The following is a 16,479-nucleotide window of genomic DNA, read 5'->3' as shown; positions in this document are numbered from 1 at the left end:
TCTCCTCAGGCCGGCGCGTCGCCCAGGCCGAGATGCTGCCGGACCGTGCCGGTCTGGACGGCGTGCCACCCAAGACGCGTCAAACCGACGTCGAAGCTGGAATGGCTCGACGGGACCAGAGCCCGAAGCAGCAGACCCGAGCGTTCGAGCAACTGCATGGCCTCCGCGACGGCACGCAGGTCGGGGTTCTGGAACACGTCGCCGCGGGTGGAGACGCCCGCGGAGAACATGCCACGGGGCGCGCGAGCTCCGGTGCGGAGCCACGACACGACGTCGGTCATCACCGCCCGCTCGCTGTCGAACGACGACTGCCCGAACACCGGCAGGATGACCGCGGCCAGCTCGGCGACTGGCGCGGAGAGCCACCACGGCTGGTCGCTGCTCGTCATGGCGGCAGTGAATCACGAATTGCGTTCGGACGCGGGCACACCGCCGAACTAGCCGACCGGCGAACGTCCCTTCGCGGCGCGCAGTGCCGCCGCCATTAAGGCGTCCCGGAACTGCGGGTGCGCGATCGCGGCGAGTGCCTCACCGCGTTCGCGGACGGTCTTGCCTTCGAGTTCCGCGGCCCCGTATTCGGTGACGATGACGTCGACCTGCTGCCGCGGCGTGGTGATGACGGCCCCTGGCCCGAACCACGGCACGATCCGCGACCGCAGCTCGCCGTCCTTGACGAAAGTCGACGGCAGACAGATGAGTGAGCGGTCCGACAACTCCAGCCCGGCGCCGGCCACGAAGTCCTCGGCGCCACCAATCCCGCTGAACTGTCCCCCGTCGATGGTGTCGGCGATCACCTGACCCTGAATGTCCACTGCGAGAGCACCATTGATGGAGATCATGTCCGTGTTCGCGGCGATCACCTCAGGCGAGTTGACGATGTCGACGGGCAGGAACGCGACATCGCGATTGCCGTCGAGCCACGAATAGAGCTCCTGCGACCCGAACGCGAACGTCGTGACGCTGACACCGTCGTACTGCCCCTTACCTGTGTTGGTGATCTTGCCCGCGCGGTGCAGATGCATGCAGCCGTCGGTGAACATCTCGGTGTGCAGGCCGTACCCGCTGCCGCCACCCTCGGCCAGCAAGGTGGCAATCTGGTTGGGAATTGCGCCGATTCCGGTCTGCAGCGTCGCGCCCGAACCGATGAAGCTGACAGCGTGCCGCGCGATCGCCCGCTCGACTTCGGTCGGCGGCACGTCACCGCCGGGGAGCGCCAGCGGCGCATCAGTGGAGCGTACGAGGACGTCGATCTCGTCGACGTGCAATGCGTGATGCTGCGAGCCATACCCGAAAGTTCTTGGGTACGAGTCGGATACCTCGACGATGAGAAGTCGATTCGGGTCCGCGCCGGCCCGGCGCAATTCGGCGACCGTGCCGCCGGCATGCAGCGACAGCGAGCACCACCCGTCGGCATCGGGTGGTGTGGCGACGGTCGTCATCACCCGCGGTGCCTGGCGCTCCAGCAGTGGCGCGAATCGGCGGAAGTCCGCGGCGGCGAACTCGATGTCGGCGCCCATGTCCCGCAGCGCCCGCTCGATCGGACCGAAGAACCCAGAGACATAGTGCACGCCGGGCCGCGAAAACAGTTCGGTACCAACAGCCAACAGCGCGCCGAACACCCGCAGATTCGACCAGTCCTGGCGTACGCCGAGCGCCCTCAGTATCGCCGGCGGCTGGCCGGGGCCGAGAGTGATACCCAGGGTGTCGACTGCCCCCAGCCGGGCAGCCGCCTGCTCGGCACTGAGTTCGGTTGGCATTGCCGCCTTAGACGTCCATCTCGATCAGCACACGGCGCAGCAGCTTGCCGGTGGTGTTGCGCGGCAGCTCTTCGATGAACACGACGTCGCGCGGCACCTTGTGCCGGGCCAGATTGTTCTTGACGAACGCCTTGATCTCATCGGCGTCCTGGGTCGCGCCCGGCTGCGAAACGATGAAGGCGCGCAGGCGCTTTCCCCACTCCACGTCGTCGACGCCGACCACCGCCGCGTCATAGATGTCGTCCCGTTCGGCAAGAAGTTCTTCGATCTCTTGCGGGAAGACGTTCTCGCCACCGGAGACGATCATGTCGTCGTCACGGCCGTCGACGAACAACAGCCCATGATCGTCGAAGTGCCCCATGTCGCCGCTGGACATGTAGCCGTCGATGATCTGCTTGCTCCGGCCGTCGGTGTAACCGCTGAACGGTGCGCCATTGCGGACGAAGATGCGACCGCGCCGATTCTTCCCGGTGATGCGCCGGTCGTTCTCGTCGTACAGCACCACCTCGCACGTCACCGGCGCCCGTCCGGCCGTACCGGGGGCAAGTCGCAGCTCGGCCGGGGTGGCGACGCTGGCGATGGCGCATTCGGTTGAGCCGTACAGGTTGTGGAGCACGTCGCCGAAGGTGTCCTGGACCCGGTTCGACAGTTCCGGACTCAACGCGGACCCGGCGATCAGGATCGTTTTCAGCGACGACGTGTCGTACTTGCCGATGACCTCGGGCCCCAGTTCGACGATCCGGTGCAGCATTGTCGGCACCGCGACGAGCATGTCGGCCTTGTGCTCGGCGATGAGCTGCAGGGTCCGTTCGGCGTTGAACCGCCGGGCGGTCACCACCTTGTTCCCCAACGCGGCACCGACGGTGTAGGTGGCCCAGCCGGTGCTGTGGAAGATCGGCGAGACGATCACCATGGTTCCCTTGCGCGGGAACGGAATTCGGTCGATGATCTGCGCGGACGCAAGTGGCGACACCGAGCTGCGGGGCGCACCCTTCGGCAGGCCCGTCGTCCCGCTGGTGAGGATCACCGAGCCACCCGCCTTGCTCGGCGCCGGCAGCGGCTCAGCGGAGTTGGCCGCGACGATCGCATCGAGCGTCTGCGCCGCGTCGGGCACATCGACGCCCTCGTCGACCCAGGTCAACACCCGCGGCATGTCCGCGGGCAGGGCGTCGAGCAGCCCGAGGAACTCGCTGTCGTGCAACACGACCTTGACGCCTTCACGCTCGCAGACCTGGGCGAACTGCGGCTTGGCGAAGCCGGTGTTCATCAGGACCAGCCGGGCCCCGAGCTTTCCGCACGCCACCATGGCCAGGATCAGGCCACGATGGTCCCGGCACAGCAGCCCGACCACGGAGCCTTCCGTCACGCCCAGGCCCTGCAGGCCGCGGGCCAGTGCCCAGGACTGGTCGTTCACCTGGCGGTAGGTCAAGGTGCCGCGTTCATCCACCAATGCCGGCAGACCCGCATACTTGCGTGCGCCCTGAATGGCCATGGTCGCCTGGGGGCCGAATATCGGCGCATTCTTGGCGGTCTCGATCATCACGCCGGGGTTCGCGAGATCCAGGAAGCCGGTCTCGAACAGCCGGCGTACCGCGGTCGCGGATTCCGCAAGATGGCCCAGCTTCTGCCGCACTCCACCGACGACGTCGATCACCACTGCCTCCCGAGTTCCTGGTGTGGTCGGCCCCACACCGCTTGGCACGTTAGCCGGTTGAGCGCGCCCGCGACATCAACTGCTTACGACTCCTACCGGCCGGGCTGCCCGTAAATGCCCCGGCACCGTCCGAGCGCACTGTGTAAAACATCACATGACCAGGCTTTTATCGCGCTGCGCGGGCCCTGCGTCCGGCGCTCGATGCGGAAATCCGTAAAGGAAGCCGGGCGGGCCGTAAAGAAGGCGTCAAGATCGCCGGATGTCCCCTCCCGCGGGCCGATGCTGACGAGGTCGCCGAGGGCCGGCGACCCGTTTACGTGTGGGAGAACCCATGTCTGTAGTGGTGTTCGTGGTGCTGACGGTGGCGATCTTCGCCCTGCTCGGCCTGGTCCAGAAGGCGGTGGAGCGCCTGTGAACCTCGCCAACGCCATCGGCCTGGTGCTGTGTCTGGCGATCGCACTGTTCCTGGTCGCCGCATTGCTCTTTCCGGAGCGCTTCTAGTGAGCACCACCGCCGCCGGAATCACGTTCCTGCTGTCCCTGATCGTCGCGCTCGCCGCCGTGCATGTGCCGTTGGGCGACTACATGTTCCGCGTGTACACGTCCGAAAAGCATTCGCGTGCCGAACGTCTCATCTACAAGATGATCGGCGCCGACCCGGAGGCCGAGCAGAACTGGGGCGCCTACGCCCGCAGTGCGCTCGCCTTCTCGGCCGTCTCCCTGCTGTTCCTCTTCGCTTTCCAGCTGGTGCAGGGCGTGCTGCCGCTGCACCTGAACAACCCAGCGACCCCGATGACGGCCGACCTGGCGTGGAACACCGCCGTCAGCTTCGTCACCAACACCAACTGGCAGGCCTACTCGGGTGAGACGACGCAAGGCCACCTGGTACAGATGGCCGGGCTGTCGGTGCAGAACTTCGTGTCAGCGGCCGTCGGCATGGCCGTCGCGGTCGCCCTCGTGCGCGGGTTCGCCCGTCGGCACGCCACCGAACTGGGCAACTTCTGGGTCGACCTGGTGCGCGGCACCATCCGAATCCTGTTGCCGCTGGCTGTCATTGCCGCGCTGATCCTCATCGCCGGCGGCGCCATCCAGAACTTTCACCTGCACGACCAGATCGCCGACACCCTGGCCGGAGCGCAGCAGACGCTGACCGGCGGCCCGGTGGCGAGCCAAGAAGTGATCAAGGAACTGGGCACCAACGGTGGCGGTTTCTTCAACGCCAACTCGGCCCACCCGTTCGAGAATCCGAACGCATGGACCGACTGGGTGGAGATCTTCCTGCTGCTGGTGATCTCGTTCTCCCTGCCGCGCACGTTCGGCCGGATGGTGGACAGTCGCAAGCAGGGCTACGCGATCGTCGCCGTGATGGCGACACTGGCCGTCATCAGCACCAGCCTCATGCTGGTGTTCCAGAACCAGCACCACGGCACCGTCCCCACCGCCATCGGAGCGTCGATGGAAGGTGTGGAACAGCGCTTCGGCGTGGCCAATTCGGCCGTCTTCGCCACCGCCACCACCTTGACCTCCACCGGTGCGGTGAACTCGTTCCACGACTCGTACACGTCCCTGGGCGGCTTGATGACGATGTTCAACATGCAGCTTGGTGAGGTCGCGCCCGGCGGTACCGGGTCGGGCCTGTACGGCATGTTGATCCTCGCGGTGATCACGGTGTTCGTGGCCGGCCTGATGGTCGGACGCACTCCCGAATACCTGGGCAAGAAAATCACCCCGCGGGAGATCAAGCTGGCGGCAAGCTATTTCCTGGTCACGCCGCTGATCGTGTTGACCGGCACCGCTGTTGCCATGGCCCTCCCCGGCGAGCGCGCGGCGATGCTGAATTCGGGCCCGCACGGCCTTTCCGAGGTGCTGTACGCCTTCACCTCGGCAGCCAACAACAACGGCTCGGCGTTTGCCGGCCTGTCGGTCAATACGGTCTGGTACAACACGGCTTTGGGCCTGGCGATGCTGATCGGTCGCTTCCTGCCGATGATCCTGGTGCTCGCTCTCGCCGGCGCGCTGGCCAAGCAGGGCAGCACGCCCCCGTCCATCGGCACGCTGCCGACGCACCGTCCGCAATTCGTCGGCATGGTCGCCGGCGTGACGCTGATTCTGGTCGCCCTGACCTTCCTGCCGGCGCTGGCGCTCGGCCCCCTCGCTGAAGGAATTCACTGATGTCCGATACCGCTGTCAAGGGCGGCCTGCTCGACCCGAAGATGCTGTGGAAGTCCATGCCGGACGCCCTGCGCAAGCTGGACCCCCGCACCCTGTGGCGCAACCCGGTGATGTTCATCGTCGAGGTCGGCGCCGTCTGGTCGACGGTCCTGGCCGTCCTGCACTCCAGCTGGTTCGCCTGGCTGATCGTGTTCTGGCTCTGGCTGACAGTCGTTTTCGCCAACCTCGCCGAAGCGGTCGCCGAGGGACGCGGCAAGGCCCAGGCCGCGAGCCTGCGAAAGACCAAGTCCGACACCATGGCCCGCAAGCTGGTCGGGTGGGCGCCGGGCGATGCCGGTACCGAAGAGGAGGTCGCCGCGCCCCTGCTGCAGCAGGGCGACATCGTCGTCGTCGAGGCCGGGCAGGTCATCCCCGGCGACGGTGACGTGGTGGAAGGCATTGCCTCCGTGGATGAATCGGCGATCACCGGTGAATCCGCACCCGTCATCCGCGAATCGGGTGGCGACCGGTCAGCTGTCACCGGCGGCACCACGGTGCTGTCCGACCGGATCGTCGTGCAGATAACCCAGAAGCCGGGCGAGAGCTTCGTCGACCGGATGATCGCTCTGGTCGAGGGCGCCAACCGGCAGAAGACGCCCAACGAGATCGCGCTCAACATCCTGCTGGCCGCGCTGACGATCATCTTCGTGTTCGCCGTCGCGACGCTGCAGCCGCTGGCCATCTACTCGAAGGCCAACAATCCGGGCGTGCCCGATACCGAGGCGCTCGACGGCTTCGGCGTCACCGGCATCGTGATGGTCTCGCTGCTGGTCTGCTTGATCCCCACGACAATCGGCGCGCTGCTGTCGGCGATCGGCATCGCCGGCATGGACCGGCTGGTGCAGCGCAACGTGCTGGCCATGTCGGGTCGTGCCGTCGAGGCCGCCGGTGATGTCAACACCCTGCTGCTCGACAAAACCGGCACCATCACGCTCGGCAACCGGCAGGCCGCGGGCTTCCTCCCGGTGCCCGGCGTCAGCGCCGAACAACTCGCCGACGCAGCACAGCTGTCCAGCCTCGCGGACGAAACCCCTGAGGGTCGCTCAATTGTCGTGTACGCCAAGCAGGCTCACGGCCTACGGGCCCGCACCCCGGGCGAGCTGACCGACGCCACCTGGGTCGAGTTCACCGCACTGACGCGTATGTCGGGCGTCGATCTCCACGACGGCCAGATGCTGCGCAAGGGCGCGGCCAACTCCGTCGCCGAGTGGATTCGCGGTCACGGCGGCGCGGTGCCCGTCGAATTGGGCGAGATCGTCGACGGCATCTCCGCGGCCGGTGGTACGCCGCTGGTGGTCGGGCGCGTCATCAATGGGCAGGCTGCAGGGGCGAGCGAAGCGACGGGAAGAGCCGAGGTACTGGGCGTCATCCACCTCAAGGACGTCGTCAAGCAGGGCATGCGGGAGCGGTTCGACGAGATGCGCAAGATGGGCATCCGCACCGTCATGATCACCGGCGACAACCCGTTGACCGCCAAGGCAATTGCCGATGAGGCCGGGGTCGACGACTTCCTGGCCGAGGCCACCCCCGAGGACAAGCTGGCGCTGATCAAGAAGGAACAGGCCGGCGGCAAGCTCGTCGCGATGACCGGTGACGGCACCAACGACGCCCCCGCGCTGGCGCAGGCCGACGTCGGCGTCGCGATGAACACCGGCACCTCGGCGGCCAAAGAGGCCGGCAACATGGTCGACCTCGATTCGGACCCGACCAAGCTCATCGAGATCGTCGAGATCGGCAAGCAGCTGCTCATCACCCGCGGCGCCCTGACCACGTTCTCCATCGCCAACGACATCGCGAAGTACTTCGCGATCATCCCGGCGATGTTCGTGGCCCTGTTCCCCGGCCTGGACCTGCTGAACATCATGCGGCTGCACAGCCCGCAGTCGGCGATCCTGTCGGCGGTGATCTTCAACGCCCTCGTCATCATCGCGCTGATCCCGCTGTCGCTGCGCGGTGTCCGGTACACCCCCAGCAGCGCCTCAAAGCTCTTGAGCCGCAACCTGTACGTCTATGGCCTGGGTGGCATCATCGCCCCGTTCATCGGCATCAAACTCATCGACCTGCTCATCCAATTCATCCCGGGGATGTCTTAATCATGAACATCGGCAACCTGATTCGCGTACACAGTGCCGCCCTGCGCGCACTGCTGGTCCTGACCGTCATCACCGGTCTGGCCTACCCGGTCCTCGTCTGGGCCGTCGCCCAGCTGCCCGGGCTCAAGGACAAGGCCGACGGCTCGCTCGTCACGGTCAATGGCAAGGTCGTCGGCAGCTCCCTGATCGGCCAGTTGTTCACCGACGCCAAAGGCAATGCGCTGCCGCAGTATTTCCAGAGCCGTCCGTCCAATGCCGGCACCGGGTACGACCCGATGGCCAGCGGCGCGGGCAATCTCGGCCCGGAGAGCATCGTCGACACGCCCGCCGACCCGGCTGAGCTCAAGGCCGGCAAGGCGGCAAGCGAAGCCGGATTCAAGCCCAGTTTGCTGACCCAGGTGTGCACGCGGAGCTACGGCGTCGCGGACACCGAGGGCCTGGACCACAATTCCGGTGCACGTCCGTTCTGCACCTCGGACGGCGTGGGCGCGGTGCTGTCGGTTATCGGGCCGCGGGATGCCACGGGCAACGTCACGCATCCCACCAAGGTGGTCAGTGTGAACCAGCCGTGCGAGACGACGAAGGCGCCCTTCGCTGCGACCTACGAGGGTATGCGGGTCGAATGCGCCAAGTACGGCGAGGATTACACCGGAGGTCAGATCGTCGCGATCCGTGGCTCGGCACCGTCCGACCCGCAGGTGCCGGCTGACGCCGTCACGGCCAGCGGCAGCGGCCTGGACCCCGACATCTCGACCGACTACGCCGACCTGCAGGTGAGCCGGATCGCCAAGGTCCGACACATCTCGGCTGACCAGGTCCGGGCTCTGGTGAAGGACAACACAAGTGGCCGTGCCCTGGGTTTCATGGGCGAGCCGCGGGTCAACGTCCTGCGACTCAATCTGGCGTTGGACCAGAAGTACCCGTCGAGTAGCTGACCTGCTGGACAATGGGACACATGGAAACGCCGGACAAGCGGGGCGAGTTACGCATCTACCTGGGTGCGGCCCCCGGCGTGGGCAAGACCTTCTCGATGCTCGGCGAGGCACATCGTCGTCTCGAACGCGGCACCGACGTCGTCGCGGCCGTCGTCGAGACGCACGGCCGCAAGAAGACGGCCGAGGCGATGGAAGGCATCGAACGGATCCCGCCGCGGTTCATCGACTACCGCGGCGGGACGTTCGCCGAACTGGATGTCCCCGCAGTGCTGGCCCGCCACCCCGAGGTGGTGCTGGTCGACGAACTGGCACACAGCAATACGCCCGGCAGCAAGAACGCCAAACGCTGGCAGGACGTCGAAGAGCTGCTGGACGCCGGCATCACCGTCATCTCCACCGTCAACGTCCAGCACCTGGAGAGCCTGAACGACGTCGTCGCCCAGATCACCGGTATCGAGCAGCAGGAGACGGTGCCGGACTCCGTCGTGCGCAGTGCCGCCCAGATCGAACTGGTCGACATCACACCGGAAGCCCTGCGCCGCAGGCTCTCCCACGGCAACGTGTACGCGCCGGAACGCGTCGACGCGGCGCTGTCCAACTACTTCCGGCAGGGCAATCTCACTGCCCTGCGCGAGCTGGCACTGCTGTGGTTGGCCGACCAGGTCGACGCCGCCCTCGCCAAATACCGCGCCGAGCACAATATTTCGGACACCTGGGAGGCCCGCGAACGCGTTGTCGTGGCGGTCACCGGAGGACCCGAATCAGAGACCCTGGTCCGGCGCGCGTCACGTATCGCCTCCAAATCCAGCGCCGAACTGATGGTGGTGCACGTCGTCCGCGGCGACGGTCTGACGGGCGTCTCCGCCCCGCAGATGGGCAAGGTGCGCGAGCTGACGGCCAGCCTCGGTGCCACCCTGCACACCGTCGTCGGCGGCAGTGACGGTGACGTGCCCAGTGCCCTACTGGATTTCGCGCGCGAGATGAACGCCACCCAGCTGGTGCTGGGCACGTCGCGACGGTCGCGCTGGGCCCGGCTCTTCGATGAGGGCATCGGCGCCAAGACTGTCCAGAACTCCGGCAAGATCGACGTGCACATGGTCACCCATGAGCAGTCCCAGCCGGGCTGGTCCTGGTCGACGGCGACCCGCGGGCAGCGGCACCTGGCGTCGTGGCTGGCGGCGATCGTCGTGCCCGGCATCATCACCGCGGTCACCACCCAGCTGGACCCGTTCTTGCATATCGGCGGCGAGAGCGCGGTGTTCTTCATCGGTGTGCTGGTCGTCGCGCTGCTCGGGGGTGTGGCCCCCGCCGCGTTGTCGGCGGTGCTGTCCGGGCTGCTGCTCAACTACTTCTTCGTCGCGCCGCGGTACAGCTTCACCATCGCCGACCCCGACAGCGCCCTGACCATCGTGGTGCTGCTCGCCGTCGCGGTCGCAGTCGCCGCGCTGGTCGACGGCGCCGCCAAACGGTCCAGGGAAGCCCGGCACGCCTCGCAGGAAGCCGAACTGCTGGCGCTGTTCGCGGGCAGCGTGCTCCGTGGTGCCGACCTGACCACGCTGCTGGAACGCGTCCGCGAGACTTACGCGCAACGGGCCGTCAGCCTGCTGCACGAGGAGGACGGCATCGTCGCCTGCGTCGGCAAAGACCCCTGTGTGACAGTCGATTCCGCCGACACCGCGATCGAGGTCAGCGACGACGAATACTGGCTGCTGATGGCGGGCCGCAAGACCGAGGCGCGCGATCGCCGGGTGCTCGGCGCCGTGGCCCGGCAGGCGGCGGGTCTCGTACGCCAACGCGCCCTGGCCGAGGAAGCCGGCCGCGCTGAGGCTCTGGCCAAGGCCGACGAACTGCGCCGCTCCCTGCTGAGCGCTGTCAGCCACGACCTGCGCACCCCGCTGGCCGCGGCCAAGGCTGCGGTGTCGAGCCTGCGCAGTGAGGACGTCGGCTTCTCGCCCGAGGACACCGCCGAGCTGCTGGCCACCGTCGAGGAATCGGTGGATCAACTGACCGCGTTGGTGGGCAACCTGCTCGACTCGTCGCGGCTCGCCGCCGGCGTCGTGAAGCCGGAACTGCGGCGCGTCTACATGGAAGAGGTCGTACAACGGGCGCTGCTCGGAATCAGCCGGGGGGCAACCGGTTACGCGAACCGCGGCCTCGACCGGGTGAAGGTCGAAGTGGGTGATGCCGTCGCGCTGGCCGATGCGGGCCTGTTGGAGCGGGTGCTGGTCAACCTCATCGACAACGCGCTGCGCTACTCGGCGGGCAGCGTCGTGCGGGTGAACGCCGGGCAGGTCGGCGAGCGGGTGCTGATCACCATCGTGGACGAGGGGCCGGGCATCCCCCGCGGCGCCGAGGAGCAACTGTTCGCGCCGTTCCAGCGCCTCGGCGACCACGACAACAGCACCGGTGTGGGACTTGGTCTTTCGGTGGCGCGCGGCTTTGTCGAAGCAATGGGCGGCACCATCTCGGCCACCGACACCCCCGGCGGCGGGCTGACCGTCGTGGTGGACCTGGCGGCCGCCGGAAAGGATCGGGTGTGACACGGGTTCTGGTCATCGACGACGAGCCACAGATTCTGCGTGCCTTGCGCATCAACCTGTCGGTGCGCGGCTACGACGTCTCTGTCGCCGCCACCGGCGCCGAGGCGCTGAGGTCGGCCGCCGAACACAAGCCCGACGTGGTGATCCTGGACCTCGGCCTGCCCGACATGTCCGGCATCGACGTACTGGCCGGGCTGCGCGGCTGGCTCACCGCGCCCGTCATCGTGCTGTCGGCGCGTACCGACTCCATGGACAAAGTCGAGGCCCTCGACGCCGGCGCCGACGACTACGTCACCAAACCGTTCGGCATGGACGAGTTCCTGGCCCGGCTGCGCGCCGCGGTCCGGCGCGGCGCGGCCGCATCCGAGACCGACGAGCCCGTCGTCGAGACGTCGTCGTTCACCGTCGATCTGGCGGCCAAGCGGGTGACGCGCAGTGGCGTCGAGGTGCATCTGACCCCGACGGAGTGGGGCATGCTGGAGATGCTGGTGCGCAACCGCGGGAAGCTGGTCGGCCGCGAGGAGTTGCTCAAGGAAGTGTGGGGCCCGGCCTACGCCAAGGAGACCCACTATCTACGGGTGTACCTGGCACAGCTGCGCCGCAAGCTCGAGGTCGACCCGTCACACCCCAAGCACCTGCTGACCGAGGCCGGCATGGGCTACCGCTTCCAGGAGTAATTCGACGGGCAGATATTGCCAACTGTTCACCTGACTTGGCCACCTACGGTGCAAGGCTGGAGCGCGACGCTCCTCCATTAATGCACCTGTGAAAAGGCTGGAAATGGCAGACAATTCGCGCGCGTACAACAGTGTCTGGCAACTGCGGGGCGATGCCTGGTGCCGCCTCGAAGAAGCCGCCGACCGGCTGACCCGCACCACGACCGTCGGTGATCTCAAGGACAAGTACGTCGGCATCTGCGGGGAGCTGCTGGCGACCCTGACCCCGCTCGAGCCGTACTGGGCATACCCGGGATCTCTCCAGTTCGCCAAGGTGCAGCGGCTGTTCGGCGCCGGCGCCTACGACAAGTTCGCCAAGGCCGTGGCCCGCATCAACCGCGCGCTGACCACCGAGTCCTACCGAACGGGCGACGTCGACCACGCCGGCATGGACGACACCGACATGTTCCCCACCGACCCACGCACGCTGGAGCAGCAGCCCGTCACCCGCCGGGAACAACTGTATTTCGAGGTCCTGATCGTCGAGAAGATGACGGAAGCCCAGGAGCAGGCACTGCGCGCGGAGGTTCGCAGCTGGCGCCGGCCCGACGATGAGTTCGTCTACGAGCTCGTCGTGGTCGCCAGCGGCGACGAGGCGTTGATCGCGGCCCGGCTGAACGTCAACCTGCAGGCCGTCGTGATCCGGCGGCGGTTCAGCCATCAGTCCGAACGTGACCTCTCGGCGCTTGCACAGTTCGTCGACACCAAGGTGTCCGCGGTGCTGGACGACCATAAGTCGCCTGATGAGCGCGCGCAGATTCTCGCGTCGTCGCTGCAGGAGCTGCGCCCCGAACTCGACCTGTATCTCATGACGGAGATCGAGGTCGAGGACATCGCGGGCCGGCTCGGTCCCCACTTCCGCCGCGTGTTCCACGCCCGCGAGGGTGTGCTCGAGCTGCACCTGTCGATCCTGCAGGGGGTGGCCGAGCGTTACCGCACACCGTTCTTCAGCGCGCTCAAGCAGTACAGCCACCGCCCCACCGGCGTCTTCCACGCGCTGCCCATCAGCCAGGGCAAGTCAATTGTCAACTCGCACTGGATAAAAGACATGGTCAGCTTCTACGGGCTGGACGTGTTCATGGCCGAGACATCAGCCACCTGCGGCGGGCTGGACTCACTGCTGGAGCCGACCGGGCCGCTCCGGGAAGCCCAGCAACTGGCCGCCGAGACGTACGGTTCGCGGCGCACCTACTTCGTCACCAACGGCACGTCGACGGCCAACAAGATCGTCACGCAGTCACTGGTGGCCCCCGGCGACATCGTGCTGCTGGACCGCAACTGCCACCAGTCGCATCACTACGGGATGATGATGGCCGGGGCCCACGTCATCTACCTCGAGGCCTACCCGCTGCCCGACTACACCATGTACGGTGCGGTGCCGCTGCGCGAGATCAAGTCAAAGTTGTTGGCGCTCAAGAACGCCGGCAAGCTCGACCGTGTCAAGATGATCTCACTGACCAACTGCACCTTCGACGGCATCGTCTACGACGTGCAGCGGGTCATGGAAGAGTGCCTGGCCATCAAGCCCGACCTGGTATTCCTTTGGGACGAAGCGTGGTTCGCGTTCGCGCGGTTCCACCCGGTGTACCGGGACCGCACGGCCATGGCGTCGGCCCGCCGGCTGCGCGACAAACTGGCCGACCCGGCCTACACCGCTGCATACGAGAAGCAGTTGAAGGCCGACATCGAAAAGCCGCCCACCGACCAGGAATTGCTCGATCGGCGGTTGACTCCGGACCCGGCCAAGGCCCGCGTGCGGGTGTACGCATCGCAGTCGACGCACAAGACGCTGACCTCGTTGCGCCAGGGCTCGATGATCCACGTGTTCGACCAGGACTTCGAGCAGAAGGTGGCCGAAGCGTTCCACGAGGCGTACATGGCGCACACATCGACCTCACCCAACTACCAGATTCTGGCGTCACTGGATCTGGGCCGGCGCCAGGTGGCACTGGAGGGCGTCGAGCTGGTGCAGCGCCAGATCGAGAACGCCATGCAGTTGCGCGACGCCATCGACAACCACCCGTTGCTGAGCCGGTACATGCGGTGCCTGCGCACCTCGGACCTGATCCCCGACGAGTTCCGCGCCAGCCACATCGAGCAACCGCTGCGGTCCGGCCTGCAGAACATGATGACCGCCTGGGACAAAGACGAATTCGTACTGGACCCGTCCCGGATCACCCTGTCCATCGGGCACACCGGCTACGACGGGGACACGTTCAAACGCGAGCAGTTGATGGACCGGCACGGCGTGCAGATCAACAAGACGTCGCGAAACACGGTGCTGTTCATGACAAACATCGGCACCACACGGAGTTCGGTGGCCTTCCTCGTCGAGGTGCTGGTGAAGATCGCCGCGGAACTCGACGAGTCGGTATCTGAGATGGGCCTCGGCGAGCGCAGCCGGTTCGAGCAGAAGGTCCGACGCCTGACCACCGCGTCGGCGTCACTGCCGAACTTCAGCGGGTTCCACCCGGTGTTCTCCGACGTGACATGGACCAACGGCGCCGTGCCCACGCCGGAAGGCGATGTGCGCCGCGCCTTCTACCTGTCCTACACCGACACCAATTGCGAATACCTGACCACCGATGAGGTATTCGAGAAGTTGGACAACGACGTGGACGTCGTCTCAGCGACGTTCGTGACGCCCTATCCGCCGGGCTTCCCGGTACTGGTGCCAGGTCAGGTGTTCAGCCGCGAGATCCTCACGTTCCTGCGCGACCTCGACACCCCGGAAATCCACGGCTACAACCCGGACTTCGGCTTCCGCGTGTACACCGAGAAGGCGATCGAGATGTGCCGGCCGGTGGTCACGCCGTCGGCACCTGTCGCGATGCCCGAAACGGCAACCGCGCCGGAAGCGGCACCCGCGGCGGCCAAACCGAAGAAAAGCACCGCCAAGTCGAGTAGCTGAGCCCGGGGCGCCACCTCAGATCTGCGGGCGCGGACCTAACGCATGCGCGCCCGCAGTTCATCCCCGATGCTTAGTTACGCTAGGTATGCGGTACGTCACACGACCGCATGGAATCGCAGCTCGCCCGTTCGGCTTATACCAGGCAACTGGAACTTCAAGGACGGGGAACAGCATGAGCGCCATTCGTACTGCGGCCGGCAAGGTGGCATTGACCGCCGTGGCCGCCTTCACGATCGTCACCGGCGCCATCGCCGGCCCGGTCGCCACTGCCAACGCCGCTGACGACTCCTGTGCCAACGTCGAGGTCGTCTTCGCCCGCGGCACCTTCGAAGCCCCCGGCGTCGGAGCCACCGGCCAAGCCTTCGTCGACGCACTGAACGCCCGGATGCCCGGCCGCAACATCGACGCCTACGGCGTGAACTACCCGGCCTCGCTCGACTTCGGTGCCGCCGCCGACGGCGTCGCCGACGCCACCAACCGCATCGAATCGATCGCCGCCTCGTGCCCCGCCACCAAGATCGTCATCGGCGGGTACTCGCAGGGCGCGGCCGTCGCCGGCTACAGCACCATGAGCAGCGTCCCGGCCGGATTTGTCCTGCCCGCCGGCATCAGCGGCCCGATGCCCGCGTCCGTCGCGTCGCACGTCGCCGCTGTCGTGCTGTTCGGCACCCCGAGCCCGTTCGTCCTGAGCGTCGCCGACCGCACCGCACCCGCCATCAACATCGGCGGCGCGTACGCCGGCAAGACCATCCAGCTGTGTGCCCCCGGCGACCCGATCTGCGGTGGCGGCATGGACCGCTCGGCCCACAGCGCCTACAAGTTCAACGGCATGGCCAACCAGGCCGCGGACTTCGTCGCCCGCCAGCTGGGTGCACCTGCCGCTCCCGCCGCCCCGATGGTCCAGGCGTCGGACGACACAGCCAACTGAATCACCCCCCTGCCGACGGCCGGAAGCCAGTCTCACGAGGACTGGTTCCGGCCGTCGGTCTGTCCGGCAACCTTCACTCCGCCCCGCGATCGAACTATGGTGAAGTAGTCATATCTCGATAAGCCGAGACAAACAGGGGTGATCAGTAATGAAGGTTTCCACCAAGAACGTGTCGACCTGTGGCTGTCAGTGCAACGCCTGCCGCGACGGACACCACTGCCACAACCGCCCGAACTGCAAGGTCTAGCTACCACTTCTGCCCCGACGCGACGCACTAGGACGTATGTCGTGTCGCGGTAGAGGCCAGTCCCACCAATCCCCCTTTGGAGCGTATTTGACGCACCGGAGGGGGATTTTCGTTGTTCGGCTCACATAGGTATTCCCGTGCCCGATGGTGATACCGGCAAGCTCGACAAGGCATCGACTGCCTGGAATCAGCTCGCCACGGGTCCAGGCACGACGGCAGTCGTACAGGCACTCAGCGGTAACGCTGCGAAGTTCCGGGATGCCAAGTCCCCTGAGGTCGAGTACATCGTCAAAGACCTCGACGAACTACATCAAGCCGCCGATGCAATTCTGGGCAGCTGCGCTGAGCTGGCCCAGTCGTGCTCCGAATACAAGACGTCGCTCGATGACCTCAGGACGAAGATGAAGGCAGATTCCCGGTACCCCAACGGATACGTCAAGTTCACTAACGAACACAATCAACCGATAACGCTCGATGGAAAGCCAGCC

12 protein-coding genes are annotated in these 16,479 nt (G+C 66.5%); 9 read left to right on the top strand and 3 right to left on the bottom strand.

Annotated features, from left to right (window positions below; genetic code table 11):
- Window positions 1-5 precede the first annotated feature (5 nt).
- The 3 genes from QRN63_RS19130 to QRN63_RS19120 are packed head-to-tail and all read right to left on the bottom strand — an operon-like array spanning window position 6 to window position 3,411.
- Window positions 6-389 (bottom strand): hypothetical protein, encoded by a 384-nt coding sequence (locus QRN63_RS19130; protein ID WP_267315492.1) that lies wholly within the window; start codon window positions 387-389, stop codon window positions 6-8.
- Window positions 390-437: 48 nt separating this feature from the next.
- Window positions 438-1,757, bottom strand: a complete 1,320-nt coding sequence (locus QRN63_RS19125) for an acetyl-CoA hydrolase/transferase family protein (protein WP_285032262.1) — start codon at window positions 1,755-1,757, stop codon at window positions 438-440.
- A gap of 7 nt (window positions 1,758-1,764) precedes the next feature.
- Complete coding sequence (locus tag QRN63_RS19120) at window positions 1,765-3,411, bottom strand: acyl-CoA synthetase (protein WP_285032261.1); 1,647 nt, start codon at window positions 3,409-3,411, stop codon at window positions 1,765-1,767.
- A 319-nt stretch (window positions 3,412-3,730) separates the two neighbouring features.
- Here QRN63_RS19120 and QRN63_RS19115 point away from each other — a divergent pair, with 319 nt between their 5' ends.
- The 9 genes from QRN63_RS19115 to QRN63_RS19075 all read left to right on the top strand — a co-directional run bounded on the left by QRN63_RS19115 (window position 3,731) and on the right by QRN63_RS19075 (window position 15,744).
- A complete protein-coding gene (locus QRN63_RS19115; protein ID WP_267315495.1) occupies window positions 3,731-3,826 on the top strand; it encodes a potassium-transporting ATPase in 96 nt (31 codons plus the stop codon).
- A complete protein-coding gene (locus tag QRN63_RS19110) occupies window positions 3,823-3,912 on the top strand; it encodes a potassium-transporting ATPase subunit F (protein ID WP_267315496.1) in 90 nt (29 codons plus the stop codon). The genes QRN63_RS19115 and QRN63_RS19110 overlap by 4 nt, the downstream gene beginning before the upstream one ends.
- Window positions 3,912-5,582 carry a potassium-transporting ATPase subunit KdpA gene (kdpA, locus tag QRN63_RS19105; RefSeq protein WP_285032260.1) on the top strand — a complete coding sequence of 557 codons (1,671 nt, stop codon included), beginning with the start codon at window positions 3,912-3,914 and terminating at the stop codon, window positions 5,580-5,582. Before QRN63_RS19110 ends, kdpA begins: the two co-directional genes overlap by 1 nt.
- Window positions 5,582-7,714, top strand: coding sequence for a potassium-transporting ATPase subunit KdpB (kdpB, locus tag QRN63_RS19100; RefSeq protein WP_285032259.1), 2,133 nt, complete (start codon window positions 5,582-5,584; stop codon window positions 7,712-7,714). The genes kdpA and kdpB overlap by 1 nt, the downstream gene beginning before the upstream one ends.
- A 2-nt stretch (window positions 7,715-7,716) precedes the next feature.
- Window positions 7,717-8,649, top strand: coding sequence for a potassium-transporting ATPase subunit C (locus QRN63_RS19095; RefSeq protein WP_285032258.1), 933 nt, complete (start codon window positions 7,717-7,719; stop codon window positions 8,647-8,649).
- 11 nt (window positions 8,650-8,660) lie between these two features.
- On the top strand, window positions 8,661-11,189 hold the full coding sequence (locus QRN63_RS19090; RefSeq protein WP_285032257.1) for a DUF4118 domain-containing protein: 2,529 nt from the start codon (window positions 8,661-8,663) through the stop codon (window positions 11,187-11,189).
- Window positions 11,186-11,866 (top strand): response regulator, encoded by a 681-nt coding sequence (locus tag QRN63_RS19085; RefSeq protein WP_267315501.1) that lies wholly within the window; start codon window positions 11,186-11,188, stop codon window positions 11,864-11,866. The genes QRN63_RS19090 and QRN63_RS19085 overlap by 4 nt, the downstream gene beginning before the upstream one ends.
- A gap of 103 nt (window positions 11,867-11,969) precedes the next feature.
- Window positions 11,970-14,816: an aminotransferase class I/II-fold pyridoxal phosphate-dependent enzyme gene (locus tag QRN63_RS19080; RefSeq protein WP_285032256.1), complete on the top strand. Its 2,847-nt coding sequence runs from the start codon at window positions 11,970-11,972 to the stop codon at window positions 14,814-14,816.
- 172 nt (window positions 14,817-14,988) lie between these two features.
- Window positions 14,989-15,744 (top strand): cutinase family protein, encoded by a 756-nt coding sequence (locus tag QRN63_RS19075; RefSeq protein ID WP_267315503.1) that lies wholly within the window; start codon window positions 14,989-14,991, stop codon window positions 15,742-15,744.
- Window positions 15,745-16,479 lie beyond the last annotated feature (735 nt).

The organism is Mycolicibacterium sp. lyk4-40-TYG-92 (genome assembly GCF_030209435.1).
Taxonomy (GTDB): Bacteria; Actinomycetota; Actinomycetes; order Mycobacteriales; family Mycobacteriaceae; genus Mycobacterium.
The sequence above is the reverse complement of the archived record's forward strand: the minus strand, read 5'-3'. Positions and strand labels throughout refer to the sequence as shown.